This is a genomic window from Streptomyces sp. OR43 (assembly GCF_008042275.1).
Classification (GTDB): Bacteria; Actinomycetota; Actinomycetes; order Streptomycetales; family Streptomycetaceae; genus Streptomyces.
Window position 1 is genome coordinate 1,235,909 of sequence record NZ_RDBK01000043.1, and the last position, 13,521, is coordinate 1,249,429.

Consider the following 13,521-nt stretch of genomic DNA (forward strand, 5'->3'; position numbering starts at 1 on the left):
CGTCCGTTTCCGCCGATTACGTCAGTACGTCGGAATATGCCGGACTCACAAACACAAATGGAACAGAGAACGCCACAAGTTCTTCCCAAACAGATCGTCAATTCTCATATAGTGACTCAGACTTGTCTGGGAATCATGTGTTCCAGTTGTCGCATTTGGTCACCGCAGTCACGACTCGTCCGAACCGTCCCATCCGTCACCGTCCGCTCCCCGAGGACTCCGCTTGCGCCCCTCAACCCGGCCGACCGCACTGGCCCTGCTGGTCACCGTGGCCCTCACCGGATCCCTGTGTCTGTGGGCGGCCGCCGCCGCCCCCGACTCGGCCAGGACCGCAGTGGCCTGGGGGTCGAGCGCCGCCGCAGTGCTGCTCTCCGCCGCCGTCGCCACCGCCGTACACGCCCGCCTCACCGCGCGCCGGCTCCGCGAGCTGCTCGCGGCCGAGAGCGGGCGGTTCACCGCCGAGACCTCGCGGATGGTGTCGGCCTCCGCCGCCGACGCCCAGCGGTTCACCGCCGAGACCGCCAGGATCAAGGCCGCGGCAGCCGCCGAGACGGCCCGGGTCGTCAAGGAGGCCGCGGCCGGCGCCGAGCAGCTCAGCGTCGACAACGCGCGCCTCAAGGCCCGCGCCGCCCGCAGCGACACCGAGCGCTCCGCCGCCGTCGCCGCCTGTGCCAACGCCGCCGGCCGCATGCAGGCCCTGGCCACCAGCATGCTCGCCGACCTGCGCGACATGGAGCACCGGCACTCCGCCGAGGACGTCCTGGGCGACCTGCTGCACCTGGACCACCGCACCGCCCAGGCGGGCCGGCTGGCCGACTCCATCGCCGTGCTGACCGGCGCCCGCTCCGGGCGGCGCTGGGCGAAGCCGATCGTGATGGAGTCCATCCTGCGCGGCGCGATGGGCCGGATCAGCGGATACCAGCGCATCCGCCTCCACTCGACCAGCGATGTCGCCATCGCCGGCCACGCGGCCGAGGGCGTCATGCACGCCCTGGCCGAACTCCTCGACAACGCCGCGAACTTCTCGCCGCCCACGGCCGAGGTCCACGTGTACGTGGAAGAGGTCCCGGCCGGCATCGTCCTGACCGTCGAGGACAGCGGTCTGGTCATGAGCGACGTGCAGCTGCGCCGCGCGGAGCGGGCCGTCTCCTCGACCGACCAGGACCTGACCGGTCTCTCCGGCACCCGCCTCGGCCTCGCCGTCGTCGGCCGTCTCGCCCGCAAGCACGGTCTGACCGTCTCGTTCCGGCCCTCCGCGCGCGGCGGCACGGGCGCGCTGATGATGCTCCCGCAGGAGATCATCACCCGCACCCCGACGCAGGCCSCCGAGCCCGCCGCCGAGCCCGCCGTTCCCGCCATCCCCGTCCCTCGCGAGCCCGAGCCCGAGCCGGTCCACGCCTCCGGCGCCGACCGCACCGCCGCCGCACCCGACGAGGCCCCCGACACCGCCCGCCCCCAGGAGCCCCTGCGTTCCGACTCCGGCTCGGAGACCACCGGCGGCCTTCCCCGGTTCGGCGAGAGCGGCCTGCCCAAGCGCTCGCGCGGCCGCACCCTGGCCGCCGCCGAGTCCCGCGCGCGGGCGGCCTCCGAAGCGTCGGAGGCCGAAACGGCCGACGGCTCCACCCCCCGGACCCGTACGTCCGACCCCAAGGCCCAGGCAGCCCGCTTCAGCAGCTTCCGCCAGGCCGTACGGCCCAACTCCCCGCACCCGGAAGGCAACACCCGATGACCGCGACCACCGACGAGAAGCTCAACTGGCTGCTGGAGGGGCTCCTGGAGCGCACCCCCGGCGCCCGTCACGCCCTCGTGCTGTCCAGGGACGGCCTCAAGCTGTGCCGTACCCCCGAGCTCTCCGTCGACCAGGCGGACCAGCTGGCCGCGATCTCGGCCGGAATCCAGAGCCTCTCGCACGGCGCGTCCGTCGAGTTCGGTGACGGCACCGGCGGCGTACGTTCCGCGATGGCCGAGTTCTACGGCGGCGTGCTGTTCATCGTGGAGGCGGGAGCAGGCGCCCACCTCGCGGTCGTCGCCTCCGACACCGCCGACGTCGGCCTCGTCGGCCACAACATGAGCGAGCTCGTCGAGCAGCTGGGCGAGCACCTCGTCGCCCCGCCGCGCGATCCCGCCCCGGCCACCGAGACCGCGACCGTATGACCCGGCCGGCCACCGAGACCGCGACCGTATGACCCCCCGCCCCCGCCCCGGCCGGGACGACGACCCGGACCGGCTCTACACCCTCACCGGTGGCCGCAGCCGGTCCGATTCGGCCGTCTTCGACCTGGTGACGCTGGTCGTCTCCGAATGCGAGCCGGCCCCCGGCATGCAGTCGGAGCACGTCACGATCCTGCGGCTGTGCGAACGGCCCACCGCGGTCGTCGAACTCGCCGCCGGACTGAACCTGCCCGTCAGCATCGTGCGCATCCTGCTGTGCGATCTGCTCGACACCGGCCGGATCAGCGCCCGCCACCCCCGTACCGCCCGTGTCGCGGACCGGCTCCCCGACCCCGACATCCTGGAACAGGTGCTCGTTGGACTCCGCAACCTCTGACCGTGCCGCCCTGCAGGCCACGGCCGACAACGGACTGAAAATAGTCGTCGTCGGCGGCTTCGGGGTCGGCAAGACCACCATGGTCCGATCCGTGAGCGAGATCCGTCCGCTCAACACGGAGGAGACGATGACCCGCGCGGGCGAGGCCGTCGACCACCTCGACGGGGTGCAGTCGAAGACGTCCACGACCGTCGCCTTCGACTTCGGCCGGATCACGCTCGACGCCCGCTCCGTCCTCTACCTCTTCGGCGCACCCGGGCAGGAGCGCTTCTGGTTCCTGTGGGACCGGCTGTTCTCCGGCACGCTGGGCGCCGTCGTCCTCGTCGACACCCGGCGCCTCGCCGACTCCTGGTACGCCATCGACCGCCTGGAGCACCACGGCATGCCGTTCATCGTGGCGTGCAACGACTTCGGCGGCCCGCTCCACACCGAGCAGCAGATCCGCGAGGCGCTCTCCCTCTCGGACGACGTACCGCTCGTGGAGTGCGACGCCCGGGACCGGTCCTCCAGCAAGTACGTCCTGATCACACTGGTGGAGCACCTGTACGCCCTCTCCCGGGGCACGGCCGGCTCCACCGCCTCCTCCTCCGCCGCCGCCACCCGTCCGGAAACCGCTCCGGAGAAGACCCCGGAGCCCACCCCGTGACCCAGCCGCCAGAACCACCCCCGGGCTGCCCCGCGCACGGCCGCGCACCGCTGTCCGGTCCGCGGTTCCAGACCGAACCCACCCAGCTGTACCGGGAGATGCGCCGCGATCACGGCTCCGTCGCCCCCGTCGTCCTGGACGGCGACATCCCGGCCTGGCTGATCCTCGGCTACCGCGAACTGCACCAGGTCACCAGCGACCCGGTGCTGTTCAGCCGCGACTCCGACCTCTGGAGCCAGTGGGAGCACATCCCCGACGACTGGCCGCTGCTCCCGATGATCGGCCGCAAGCAGCCGTCGATCCTCTACACGGTCGGCCCCCGGCACGTCGAGCGCGCCCGGATGATCAGCAACGCCCTGGAAGCGGTCGACCCGTTCGCCCTCAAGCGGTACGCGGAGGAGTTCGCCGACGAACTGATCGACCGGTTCTGCTCCAAGGGCTCGGTCGACATCATCGCCGACTACGCGATGCTGCTCCCCGCCCGTGTCCTGGCGAGGATCTACGGCGTCAGCGACGAGACCGGCGACGCGCTCGTCGGCTCGATCAACGACATGATCGACGGCCGGGAGCGCGCCCTGGCCGGCCAGCAGCACCTCGGCACGTCGATGTTCCAGCTGCTGGCCGACAAGCACGCCGAACCCGGCGACGACGTCGCCACCCGGATGCTGGCCGACCCCGGCGGCTTCACGGACGAGGAGGTCGCCCAGGACCTCATGGTCATGATGGCCGCGGGCCACCAGCCGACCGCCGACTGGATGGGCAACTCGCTGCGGCTGATGCTCACCGACGACCGGTTCGCCGCCTCGCTGTCCGGCGGCCGGCACAGCGTCGCCGAGGCCATGAACGAAGTCCTGTGGGAGGACACCCCGACGCAGAACGTCGCCGGCCGCTGGGCCTCGCGCGACACCCATCTCGGGGGCCGTCACATCCAGGCCGGCGACCTGCTGCTCCTCGGCATCGCCGCCGCCAACGCCGACCCGCAGGTGCGCACCGACGGCTCCTCGCTCACCGGTGGCAACAACGCCTTCCTCTCCTTCGGCCACGGCGAGCACCGCTGCCCGTTCCCGGCCCAGGAGACCGCCGAGGTCATCGCCCGTACCGGCATCGAGGTCCTCCTGGACCGCCTCCCGGACATCGACCTGGACGTCCCCGAGGAGCAGCTCACCCGACGCCCCTCCCCATGGCTGCGGGGCCTGACGGACCTGCCCGTCGCCTTCACACCCACCCCTGCCACAGGTTCCGCCCCCGGAGGCCAGAGATGACCCGCATCGCCCTCGACCCGTTCGTCGCCGATCTCGACGGCGAGAGCGCCGCCCTGCGCGCCGCCGGACCGCTCGCCGAGGTGGAGCTGCCCGGCGGCGTGCACTGCTACGCGGTCACGCACCACGCGGAGGCGCGGCAGCTGCTGACCGACTCCCGGATCGTGAAGGACATCAACGTCTGGGGCGCCTGGCAGCGCGGCGAGATCCCGATGGACTGGCCGCTGATCGGCCTGGCCAACCCGGGCCGCTCGATGCTGACCGTCGACGGCGCCGACCACCGCCGGCTGCGCACCCTGGTGGCGCAGGCCCTCACCGTGAAGCGCGTGGAGCGGCTGCGCGCGGGCATCGAGGCGCTGACGACGGCGAGCCTGGACCGGCTCGCGGCCCTGCCCAAGGGCGAGAAGGTCGACCTGAAGGCCGAGTTCGCCTACCCGCTGCCGATGAACGTGATCAGCGAGCTGATGGGCGTCGACGGCGCCGACCACCCGCGCCTCAAGGAGCTGTTCGAGAAGTTCTTCTCGACGCAGACGCCGCCGGAGGAGGTCCCGCAGATGATGGCGGACCTCGGCACCCTCTTCACGAAGATCGTCGACGCGAAGCGGGCCGAGCCGGGCGACGACCTGACCAGTGCCCTGATCGCGGCCTCCGAGGACGGCGACCAGCTCACCAACGAGGAGATCGTCAACACCCTCCAGCTGATCATCGCGGCGGGCCACGAGACGACGATCAGTCTCATCGTGAACGCCGTCGTCGCGCTGGAGACCCACCCCGAGCAGCGCAAGCAGGTCCTGAGCGGCGAGCTGCCGTGGGAGAACGTGATCGAGGAGACCCTGCGCTGGAACACCCCGACCTCGCACGTCCTGATCCGTTTCGCGACGGAGGACGTGGCCGTCGGCGACAAGGTCCTGCCCAAGGGCGAGGCCCTGATCGTGTCCTTCGGCGCGCTCGGCCGGGACGAGGCGCAGCACGGCCCGACCGCCGGCGAGTTCGACGCGAGCCGCTCCCCCAACCGCCACATCGCCTTCGGCCACGGCCCGCACGTCTGCCCGGGTGCGGCCCTGTCCCGGCTGGAGGCGGGCGTCGCGCTGCCCGCCCTGTACGAGCGCTTCCCGGAGCTGGAGCTGGCCGTACCGGCCTCCGAGCTGCGGAACAAGCCGATCGTCACCCAGAACGACCTGTTCGACCTCCCGGTCGAGCTGGGCTGACCTGGGCAACCCGAGCCCGTCCGGCGTTTGAGGACAGAACCCTCAGCGCCGGACCGGGGTCGTACGGACGTACCTCCAAGGTCCACCAGCCGGATCGCCTGTCTCATCCGACGGACAGGACGCGTAGCCGCTCCACCGAGCGGCTACGCTCCGACTCGTGGCCGACATCCAGATTCCCGCTGACATCAAGCCCGCCGACGGACGCTTCGGCGCCGGTCCTTCCAAGGTGCGGACGGAGGCGCTCGACGCGCTGGCCGCCACCGGTACGTCTCTGCTCGGTACGTCCCACCGCCAGGCTCCGGTGAAGAACCTGGTCGGCGCGGTACGTGAGGGCGTGCGCGACCTCTTCTCCCTCCCCGAGGGCTACGAGGTGATCCTGGGCAACGGCGGCTCCACCGCCTTCTGGGACATCGCGACGCACGGTCTGATCGAGTCGAAGTCCCAGCACCTCAACTTCGGCGAGTTCTCGTCGAAGTTCGCGAAGGCCGCCAAACTCGCCCCGTGGCTGGCCGACCCGACCGTCATCGCCTCCGACCCGGGCACCCACCCGGACCCGCGGGCCGAGGCGGGCGTCGACGTCTACGCCTTCACGCACAACGAGACCTCGACCGGTGTCGCCGCGCCGGTCAAGCGCGTCGCGGGCGCCGACGAGGGCTCCCTGGTCCTGGTGGACGCGACCTCGGGCGCGGGCGGCCTGCCGGTCGACATCGCCGAGACGGACGTCTACTACTTCGCCCCGCAGAAGTCCTTCGCCTCCGACGGCGGCCTGTGGATCGGCGTCTTCTCCCCGGCGGCCCTGGAGCGCGCGGCGCGCGTCCACGCCTCCGGCCGGCACATCCCGGAGTTCTTCTCGCTGCCGACGGCGATCGACAACTCCCTGAAGAACCAGACGTACAACACCCCGGCGCTCGCCACGCTCTTCCTACTGAACGAGCAGCTGACCTGGATGAACACCCAGGGCGGCCTGGAGTTCACGACCGGCCGCACGGCCGCCTCCTCCGGCCACCTGTACGGCTGGGCGGAGGAGTCGAAGTACGCGACCCCGTTCGTCACGGACCCGGCCAAGCGCTCCCGCGTCATCGGCACGATCGACTTCGCGGACGAGATCGACGCGACGGCCATCGCCAAGGCGCTGCGCGCCAACGGCATCGTCGACACGGAGCCGTACCGCAAGCTGGGCCGCAACCAGCTGCGCGTGGCGATGTTCCCGGCGATCGACCCGTCGGACGTCCAGGCGCTGACGGCGTGCATCGACTACGTGATCGAGAAGCTGTAACGCCTCCGCACCTGAGGAACGGCCCTGCGCACACGCCCGTGTGTACGCAGGGCCGTTTCTGCTTCACTCGGCCGAGCCCGTCCGATTCCTGAGGGCGCGACGTTCACGGCTCACCCAGCCGCCACCGCTCCTCCCCGTCCTCCCACTCACCGGTCCGCACCAGCCCGGCCGCGGCGGCCACCGCTGCCGAGGCCGCGTGACGGGGGTGGATGTGGGCGATCACGGTACGGACCGCTCCCCCGCCCATCAGGTGCGCGACCAGACCGGCCGCCGCCTCCTTCGCGTACCCCCGCCCCTGCCACCGGGTCCCGGTCACCCAGGCGATCTCCGCGCCCGCCCCGCGCACCGTCGCCTGCACATAGCCCGCGAGGCGGCCCTCGTCCCGGATCCGCAGCACCCAGTTCCACCAGAGCTCGTCCGGGTCGGGCGAGCCGGCCGTCTGCCGTTCGTACCGGGCCCGCAGTCCTTCGGCCGGCTCCGGGGCGCCGCCTGTGAAGGTGTGCAGGGCCGGGTCGGCGAGGACGGCCGCCATCTCGTCCGCGTGCGCCACCCGCAGGGGCTCCGCGTCGAGACGGGCGGTGGCGAAGGACGCGGGCCCGTGGTTCGTCGTCATAGACCGACGACCCTACGCCGGGCCCCCTCGCCGCCTGCTGCCCGCTGCCACCCGGCGTGAGGCGTAACGTCACACGGTCTCCGCCGCTGCCGCCCGCACGATGATCTTGCCCTGGTTCTCGCCCCGCAGCATCCCCAGGAACCCGTCCACGATGCCGCCGAAGCCGTCGACCACGGTCTCGTCGAGGGTGACGCGTCCGCTTTGCAGGTGCGGCACGATGAACTCGTACAACTCCTCCTGTACTTCGGGGTGGTTGCGGACCAGGAAGCCCTCCATGCGCAGGCTCTTCTCGACGATGTCGGGAAGGTTGCGCAGGGCGTAGGGCGTGCCGGTGCTGTTGTACTGGGCGATCGTGCCGATCCGCACGATCCGTCCGTACTCACGCAGCGCGGAGATCGCCGCTTCGAGGTGCTCGCCGCCGACGTTGTCCATGTAGAGGTCGATCCCGTCGGGCGCCGCCCTGGTGAGCAGCTCGGCCACGGTGCCCGAGTGGTAGTCGAACACCTCGTCGTAGCCGACGTGTTCGGTGAGGTGGGCGGCCTTCTCCGCCCTGCCCGTGCTGCCGATCAGCCGTCCCGCACCCATCAGCCGGGCGAATCGCCCGGTGGCCGTGCCCACCCCACCGGCCGCCGCCGACACGAACACGTCCTGCCCCGCGCGGAATCCGGCGATGCGGGTGAGACCGACGTAGGCGGTCAGGCCGGTGCCGCCGAGGATGCTCAGGTGCGCGGAGAGCGGTACGCCGTCGAAGCGGGGGATCGTACGCGCTTGTTCGCGGGTGACGACCGTGTGGGTTCGCCAGCCCTGCCGGTGGAAGACGATCTCGCCCTCGCGGAGCCCCGGATGGCGGGAGTCCACGACCCGGCCGATAGCGCGGCCCTCCAGGGGGGCGTTCAGCGCGAAGTCCCCGTCCATCATTTCGCGGTGGTAGGGGTCCACCGACCAGTACAGGTTCTCCACCAGCGCCGTACCCGGGCCGGGTTGCGGCATCGCGGACTCGACGAAGGCGAAGTGGTCGGGGGTGGGGAAGCCGTGGGGGCGGGCGGTCTGGTGCACGGTGAGCGCTGTCTCGGTCATGGCGGTGACCGTACGGAGGAATGCGCGGGCCGGGCAGAGGGTTGCGCTCATGGAACGGCCCCGTCCATGAAGGATCCTCATAGAAGCAGGTGGGACCCCCTGTGCAAGCCGCATCCCGCGTTTCCCCCGCACCCGCGACCACGGCGGCTGCCGCCGCCGACCTCGCCCCGCACGAGCTCCGCATCCTCGTGGCCGTCGACCGGGAGCGCGGCTTCTCGGCGGCCGCCGCGGTCCTCGGGCTGACCCAGTCCGCAGTCTCGCACTCCATACGCGTGTCCGGGTGGAGACCACTCCGTCGCGCGACGCCCGCCCCCGACCGCACCGCAGCGGCTGCGCATCGCCGGGCGGGCGTCGCGCGACGGAGTGGTCTCCACCCGGACCGTGGCGGCCACCTGGCTCGCCGGGGCCGGTACGGCGCTGGTCACGGCGCTCCTGGTGAGGTTCTGTTCGCCGGCCGGAACGGAGGGGGTGCTCGCGGGGGCCGTACTCGGCTGCCTGCTGGGCATGGCCGGGGCCCAGGGGTTCACCAACATGTTCGACCCGCGGGAGAAGTCGCTCCTCAACCGGCTGGTCTCCGCACTCCTGCTCGCCCTCCCTCTCGGTGCGGGCGGTGCCGCCATCGACAACGCGGCCACGGACGAACTCTCCGGGCGCTTCGTCGTGATCGCGTTCGCGGCCTGCGTGGCCGCGCTGACGGTGGGCGTACTGATAGCGGACCAGCTCATCACCCGTCTGCGTCTGTCACCGCGTGCGGCGCTGATCCTCTCCATGAGCGGCTGGATCAACGGCGTCGGCGCCTGGGCGGTGCTCGCCCACCGCAGCCCGCTCGAGACCGTCGGCGCCGTGCCGGTCGCCTGCGGCGTGTGGCTCGTCACCGCCGCGGTGCTGGGCCGGATCCTGGCCCCGTCCGCGCACCGGAGCGGCCGGGCGGGGTGAAACCCGCCCCGCCGCGGAGATCCACCCTTGCTTCGAGCGGACTCGAAGGCGTTGGCTTGTCCTCATGAAGTACACGCAGCTCGGACGCACCGGACTCAAGGTCAGCCGCCTCGTCCTCGGGACGATGAACTTCGGCCCCCAGACCAACGAGAGCGACAGCCACGCGCTCATGGACGCCGCCCTGGACGCGGGCGTCAACTTCTTCGACACCGCCAACGTCTACGGATGGGGCGAGAACAAGGGCCGTACCGAGGAGATCCTCGGCACCTGGTTCGCGCAGGGCGGCGACCGTCGCGACAAGGTCGTGCTCGCCACCAAGGTCTACGGGAACATGGGCGCCGACGGCGAGGCGTGGCCCAACCACGACAAGCTGTCCGCCCTCAACATCCGCCGGGCCGTCGACGCCAGCCTGAAGCGGCTGCAGACGGACCACATCGACCTGTACCAGTTCCACCACGTCGACCGGTCCACCCCGATCGACGAGATCTGGCAGGCCATCGACGTACTGATCCAGCAGGGCAAGATCCTCTACGCGGGCTCGTCCAACTTCTCCGGCTACAAGATCGCGCAGGCCAACGAGAGGGCCCGGCAGCGGGGCAGCTACGGGCTGGTCAGCGAGCAGTGCATCTACAACCTGATGGAGCGCGGCGCCGAGATGGAGGTCATCCCGGCCGCCCAGGAGTACGGCCTCGGAGTCATCCCCTGGTCGCCCCTGCACGGCGGGCTCCTCGGCGGCGCGATCCGCAAGGAGCGCGAGGGCGGCGGCGCCCGGTCCGTCTCGGGCCGCTCCGCCGAGGCGCTGGCCGACCCGAAGGTGCGGGCGCAGGTGCAGGCGTACGAGGACCTGCTGGACAAGCACGGTCTGGAGCCCGGCGAGGCGGGCCTGGCCTGGCTGCTGACCCGGCCCGGTGTCACCGGTCCGATCTCGGGTCCACGGACGCGGGAACAGCTCGACTCCGCGCTGCGCGCGGTGGAGCTGGAGCTCTCGGAGGAGGTGCTGGGCGCCCTGGACGAGATCTTCCCCGGCCCGGGCCCGTCGCCGGAGAACTTCGCCTGGTAGCCGGTTCAGCCGGTTCCCGGGGACCCGGGCTCCGGTACGGCCGTCCTCGGCGCGGGCTCAGCCCCCGAGGGCGGCCGCCAGGGCGACGACGACGAACATCAGCACGAGCACGGCCGCCATAATGCGGTTTCTGGTCTTCGGGTCCACCCGACGAGCGTAACCGCCCGCCTCACCGTCCCAGCGGCCAGGCCCGCACCACCTCGTACCGCGGCTGCTCCCCCGGCACCCCGTCCACCGGCAGACGACTGCGTACGAGGCTGAGCTCGGCCGCCTCCCAGTGCAGGCCCTCGAAGCCCTCCAGCGCCGCGGTGAACGGGGTCAGATCCGCCGGAACCCGGCTGCGGGCCAGGGTCAGGTGCGGGGTGTAGCGGCGGTGCTCCTCCATCGGCACCCCGGCCCGGCGCGCGGCGGCGTGGGCGCGCTCGGCCAGCAGCCGCAGGGTGTCGAGTCCGCCCGCGGCGCCCGCCCACAGCGCCCGTCCGTCGAACCGGCCGGCCCCGTGGATCCGCAGCGGGAACGGCTCGGTCCGGTGCGCGGCCCGCTCCAGCCGGCTGTACAGGTCCGGCAGCAGCTCCTCGTCGACCTCCCCGAGAAAGGCCAGCGTGTAGTGCCAGCCGGGCGTCCCGGTCCAGCGCAGGGTGCCGGCGCCGGGCAGCGAGCGCAGCGGGACCACGGCACGGCGCAGCTCCTCGACCGCGGGGGCCGGTGGCAGGACGGCGGCGAAGAGTCTCATGCGGGGAGTCTGGCAGGCGCCGGCGCGCCGGCCTACGGGATACGGCCCCGCCCGATTCCCCGGGCGGGGCCGTGATCGCGTCCGTACCGGCGGCTCTCAGGCCGCCGTCGCCAACTGCTCGCGCGGGACGAACCGCACGTGCGGGCGGCCCGGGCGCAGGTCGACCTTGAGGCGCAGGCCGCCGACGCGGGCCAGCATGAAGCCGACGCCGAGCGCGGCCACCAGGGAGAACGCCCCGCCGACCGCCATGCCGGTGCGGACGCCGTACGCGTCGCTGATCCAGCCGACGATCGGGGCGCCCACCGGCGTACCACCGGCGAAGACCATCATGTAGAGGCTCATGACCCGGCCGCGCATGGCCGGGTCGGCCGCCATCTGCACGCTGGTGTTCGCGCTGATGTTGGTCGTCAGGCCGATCATCCCGATCGGGACGAGCAGGATCGCGAAGATCCAGACGGACGGCGCCATGGAGGCGACGATCTCCAGCACGCCGAAGACCGTACCGGCGGCCACCAGCATCCGCAGCCGCGAGGAGCGGCGGCGGGCGGCGAGGAGCGCGCCGGCCAGGGAGCCGGCCGCCATCAGGATGTTGAAGAACGAGTACATCCCGGCGCCGCCGTGGAAGATCTCGTCCGCGAAGGCGGTCAGCCAGATCGGGAAGTTGAAGCCGAACGTGCCGACGAAGCCGACCAGGACGATGGGCCAGATCAGCTCGGGACGCCCGGAGACGTAACGCAGCCCCTCACGGAGCTGTCCCTTGGCGCGCGGGATGACGACGGCCTTGTGCAGTTCGCTCGTACGCATCATCAGCAGGCCGACGAGCGGTGCGAGGAACGACAGGCCGTTGAACATGAAGGCCCAGCCGCTGCCGACCGAGGTGATCAGCACACCCGCGACGGCGGGACCGACGAGCCGCGCGGACTGGAAGTTCGCCGAGTTCAGACTGACGGCGTTCCGCAGCTGCGCGGGGCCGACCATCTCGGAGACGAACGCCTGCCGCGCCGGGTTGTCCACGACCGTGACCATGCCGAGCAGGAAGGCGATCAGGTAGACGTGCCACACCTCGACCACACCGGAGAGCGTGAGGACGGCGAGCGCGATCCCGCACAGGCCGAGTGCCGCCTGGCTGAAGAGGAGGAGCTTGCGCTTCGGGAGCCGGTCGGCGATGACGCCGCCGTACAGGCCGAAGAGCAGCATGGGGAGGAACTGGAGTGCCGTGGTGATACCGACGGCGGTGGCGGACCCGGTGAGGCTCAGGACGAGCCAGTCCTGCGTGATGCGGGACATCCAGGTACCGGTGTTGGAGATCACGGCGCCGGTTGCGAACAGGCGGTAGTTGCGGATCTTCAGCGACGAGAAGGTCCCGCCGGGCTTGCTCTCGTGGGTGGAAGTCGGTGCGGGGGCGGAGTCTGCTCCGGATCCCGTACTCAAAAGGGTTCGCCTCCTCGGGCGTGGACATTGCGCTGACTGACGGGGATGCGGCGGTGGGGCGGTGCGCCGGTTCCGTCCGGCGCGGCCCGCTCCGCTACAGGTGGGCGAGCTTCTCCAGCACGGGCGCCGCGTTGCGCAGCGTCTCCCACTCGTCCTCGTCCAGGCCTTCGGCGAGGGTGGTCAGCCAGGCGTTCCGCTTGGAGCGGCTCTCGGCGAGCATGGCTTCCGCCTGCTCGGTCTGGCTGACCATCTTCTGACGACGGTCATCGGGGTGCGGTTCCAGCCTGACCAGTCCCTTGGCTTCGAGCAACGCGACGATGCGGGTCATCGACGGCGGCTGCACATGCTCCTTGCGGGCCAGCTCACCGGGGGTGGCCGAACCGCAACGCGCGAGTGTGCCGAGCACCGACATCTCGGTGGGGCTCAGCGACTCGTCGACGCGCTGGTGCTTGAGGCGCCGGGCGAGCAGCTCACCGTCTATCCGCAGGCTGAGCACTGTCGATCCCATGGCAAGCAGGGTTACGTCCCGCGAGGCCGACGCGCGTGACTTTCCGGAATCGACTCACTCGTTTGGGTGATCGATTGGTGATTTGGGCCTCGCGCGTGTACCACCGAGTGGTCTTTAGGTTGGGTAATGAGTTACGCTAACGAACATGCCTGACCTGATCCACGACAGCGACAGTGCCGCCGCCGTGAGCTCCCTTCGTTCCGCCGTCATGCTGCTCGGCCGGCGC

General features: G+C 71.4%; 14 protein-coding genes and 2 pseudogenes. 11 read left to right on the plus strand and 5 right to left on the minus strand.

Annotated elements, in window-relative coordinates:
* Positions 1 to 223 precede the first annotated feature (223 nt).
* The 7 genes from EAO72_RS23990 to serC all read left to right on the plus strand — a co-directional run bounded on the left by EAO72_RS23990 (position 224) and on the right by serC (position 6,937).
* A complete protein-coding gene (locus EAO72_RS23990) occupies positions 224 to 1,729 on the plus strand; it encodes an ATP-binding protein (protein WP_148019326.1) in 1,506 nt (501 codons plus the stop codon).
* Positions 1,726 to 2,154: a roadblock/LC7 domain-containing protein gene (locus tag EAO72_RS23995; protein WP_148019327.1), complete on the plus strand. Its 429-nt coding sequence runs from the start codon at positions 1,726 to 1,728 to the stop codon at positions 2,152 to 2,154. Before EAO72_RS23990 ends, EAO72_RS23995 begins: the two co-directional genes overlap by 4 nt.
* A gap of 28 nt (positions 2,155 to 2,182) precedes the next feature.
* Positions 2,183 to 2,548, plus strand: a complete 366-nt coding sequence (locus EAO72_RS24000) for a DUF742 domain-containing protein (RefSeq protein WP_148019328.1) — start codon at positions 2,183 to 2,185, stop codon at positions 2,546 to 2,548.
* A complete protein-coding gene (locus EAO72_RS24005; protein WP_148019329.1) occupies positions 2,529 to 3,194 on the plus strand; it encodes a GTP-binding protein in 666 nt (221 codons plus the stop codon). The genes EAO72_RS24000 and EAO72_RS24005 overlap by 20 nt, the downstream gene beginning before the upstream one ends.
* Positions 3,191 to 4,456, plus strand: a complete 1,266-nt coding sequence (locus EAO72_RS24010; protein ID WP_148019330.1) for a cytochrome P450 — start codon at positions 3,191 to 3,193, stop codon at positions 4,454 to 4,456. The genes EAO72_RS24005 and EAO72_RS24010 overlap by 4 nt, the downstream gene beginning before the upstream one ends.
* Positions 4,453 to 5,661, plus strand: coding sequence for a cytochrome P450 family protein (locus EAO72_RS24015; protein WP_148019331.1), 1,209 nt, complete (start codon positions 4,453 to 4,455; stop codon positions 5,659 to 5,661). The genes EAO72_RS24010 and EAO72_RS24015 overlap by 4 nt, the downstream gene beginning before the upstream one ends.
* A gap of 157 nt (positions 5,662 to 5,818) precedes the next feature.
* Positions 5,819 to 6,937, plus strand: coding sequence for a phosphoserine transaminase (gene serC / locus EAO72_RS24020; protein ID WP_148019332.1), 1,119 nt, complete (start codon positions 5,819 to 5,821; stop codon positions 6,935 to 6,937).
* Between the two features lie 103 nt (positions 6,938 to 7,040).
* Here serC and EAO72_RS24025 read toward each other — a convergent pair whose 3' ends face one another.
* Entirely contained in the window at positions 7,041 to 7,550 is a 510-nt protein-coding gene (locus EAO72_RS24025; protein ID WP_148019333.1) for a GNAT family N-acetyltransferase, read from the minus strand.
* A 69-nt stretch (positions 7,551 to 7,619) separates the two neighbouring features.
* Positions 7,620 to 8,627 carry an NADP-dependent oxidoreductase gene (locus tag EAO72_RS24030; protein ID WP_148019334.1) on the minus strand — a complete coding sequence of 336 codons (1,008 nt, stop codon included), beginning with the start codon at positions 8,625 to 8,627 and terminating at the stop codon, positions 7,620 to 7,622.
* A gap of 101 nt (positions 8,628 to 8,728) precedes the next feature.
* Between EAO72_RS24030 and EAO72_RS24035 the strand changes: the two are divergent.
* The 3 genes and pseudogenes from EAO72_RS24035 to EAO72_RS24045 all read left to right on the plus strand — a co-directional run.
* A pseudogene (locus tag EAO72_RS24035) lies at positions 8,729 to 8,887 on the plus strand (helix-turn-helix domain-containing protein); the annotation flags it as partial.
* 121 nt (positions 8,888 to 9,008) lie between these two features.
* Positions 9,009 to 9,563 carry a hypothetical protein gene (locus EAO72_RS24040; RefSeq protein ID WP_148019335.1) on the plus strand — a complete coding sequence of 185 codons (555 nt, stop codon included), beginning with the start codon at positions 9,009 to 9,011 and terminating at the stop codon, positions 9,561 to 9,563.
* Positions 9,564 to 9,627: 64 nt separating this feature from the next.
* On the plus strand, positions 9,628 to 10,623 hold the full coding sequence (locus EAO72_RS24045) for an aldo/keto reductase (protein ID WP_148019336.1): 996 nt from the start codon (positions 9,628 to 9,630) through the stop codon (positions 10,621 to 10,623).
* Between the two features lie 169 nt (positions 10,624 to 10,792).
* Here the strand turns inward: EAO72_RS24045 and thpR are convergent, their stop codons facing one another.
* From thpR to EAO72_RS24060, 3 genes are all read right to left on the minus strand, one after another.
* The gene (gene thpR, locus EAO72_RS24050) at positions 10,793 to 11,356 is read right to left on the minus strand and encodes an RNA 2',3'-cyclic phosphodiesterase (RefSeq protein ID WP_148019337.1); all 564 of its coding nucleotides are present in this window, start codon (positions 11,354 to 11,356) and stop codon (positions 10,793 to 10,795) included.
* Between the two features lie 96 nt (positions 11,357 to 11,452).
* The gene (locus EAO72_RS24055; RefSeq protein WP_148019338.1) at positions 11,453 to 12,787 is read right to left on the minus strand and encodes an MFS transporter; all 1,335 of its coding nucleotides are present in this window, start codon (positions 12,785 to 12,787) and stop codon (positions 11,453 to 11,455) included.
* A gap of 94 nt (positions 12,788 to 12,881) precedes the next feature.
* Positions 12,882 to 13,295, minus strand: coding sequence for a MarR family winged helix-turn-helix transcriptional regulator (locus EAO72_RS24060; RefSeq protein WP_315986312.1), 414 nt, complete (start codon positions 13,293 to 13,295; stop codon positions 12,882 to 12,884).
* A gap of 145 nt (positions 13,296 to 13,440) precedes the next feature.
* Here EAO72_RS24060 and EAO72_RS43250 point away from each other — a divergent pair.
* Positions 13,441 to 13,521 (plus strand): annotated as a pseudogene (locus EAO72_RS43250) (MarR family transcriptional regulator); the annotation flags it as partial.

Coding starts and splice junctions, on each gene's coding strand:
- EAO72_RS23995 (WP_148019327.1), top strand. CDS start 1,726: ATGACCGCGACCACCGACGAGAAGCTCAACTGGCTGCTGGAGGGGCTC.
- EAO72_RS24000 (WP_148019328.1), top strand. CDS start 2,183: ATGACCCCCCGCCCCCGCCCCGGCCGGGACGACGACCCGGACCGGCTC.
- EAO72_RS24015 (WP_148019331.1), top strand. CDS start 4,453: ATGACCCGCATCGCCCTCGACCCGTTCGTCGCCGATCTCGACGGCGAG.
- EAO72_RS24025 (WP_148019333.1), bottom strand. CDS start 7,550: ATGACGACGAACCACGGGCCCGCGTCCTTCGCCACCGCCCGTCTCGAC.
- EAO72_RS24030 (WP_148019334.1), bottom strand. CDS start 8,627: ATGACCGAGACAGCGCTCACCGTGCACCAGACCGCCCGCCCCCACGGC.
- EAO72_RS24045 (WP_148019336.1), top strand. CDS start 9,628: ATGAAGTACACGCAGCTCGGACGCACCGGACTCAAGGTCAGCCGCCTC.
- thpR (WP_148019337.1), bottom strand. CDS start 11,356: ATGAGACTCTTCGCCGCCGTCCTGCCACCGGCCCCCGCGGTCGAGGAG.
- EAO72_RS24060 (WP_315986312.1), bottom strand. CDS start 13,295: ATGGGATCGACAGTGCTCAGCCTGCGGATAGACGGTGAGCTGCTCGCC.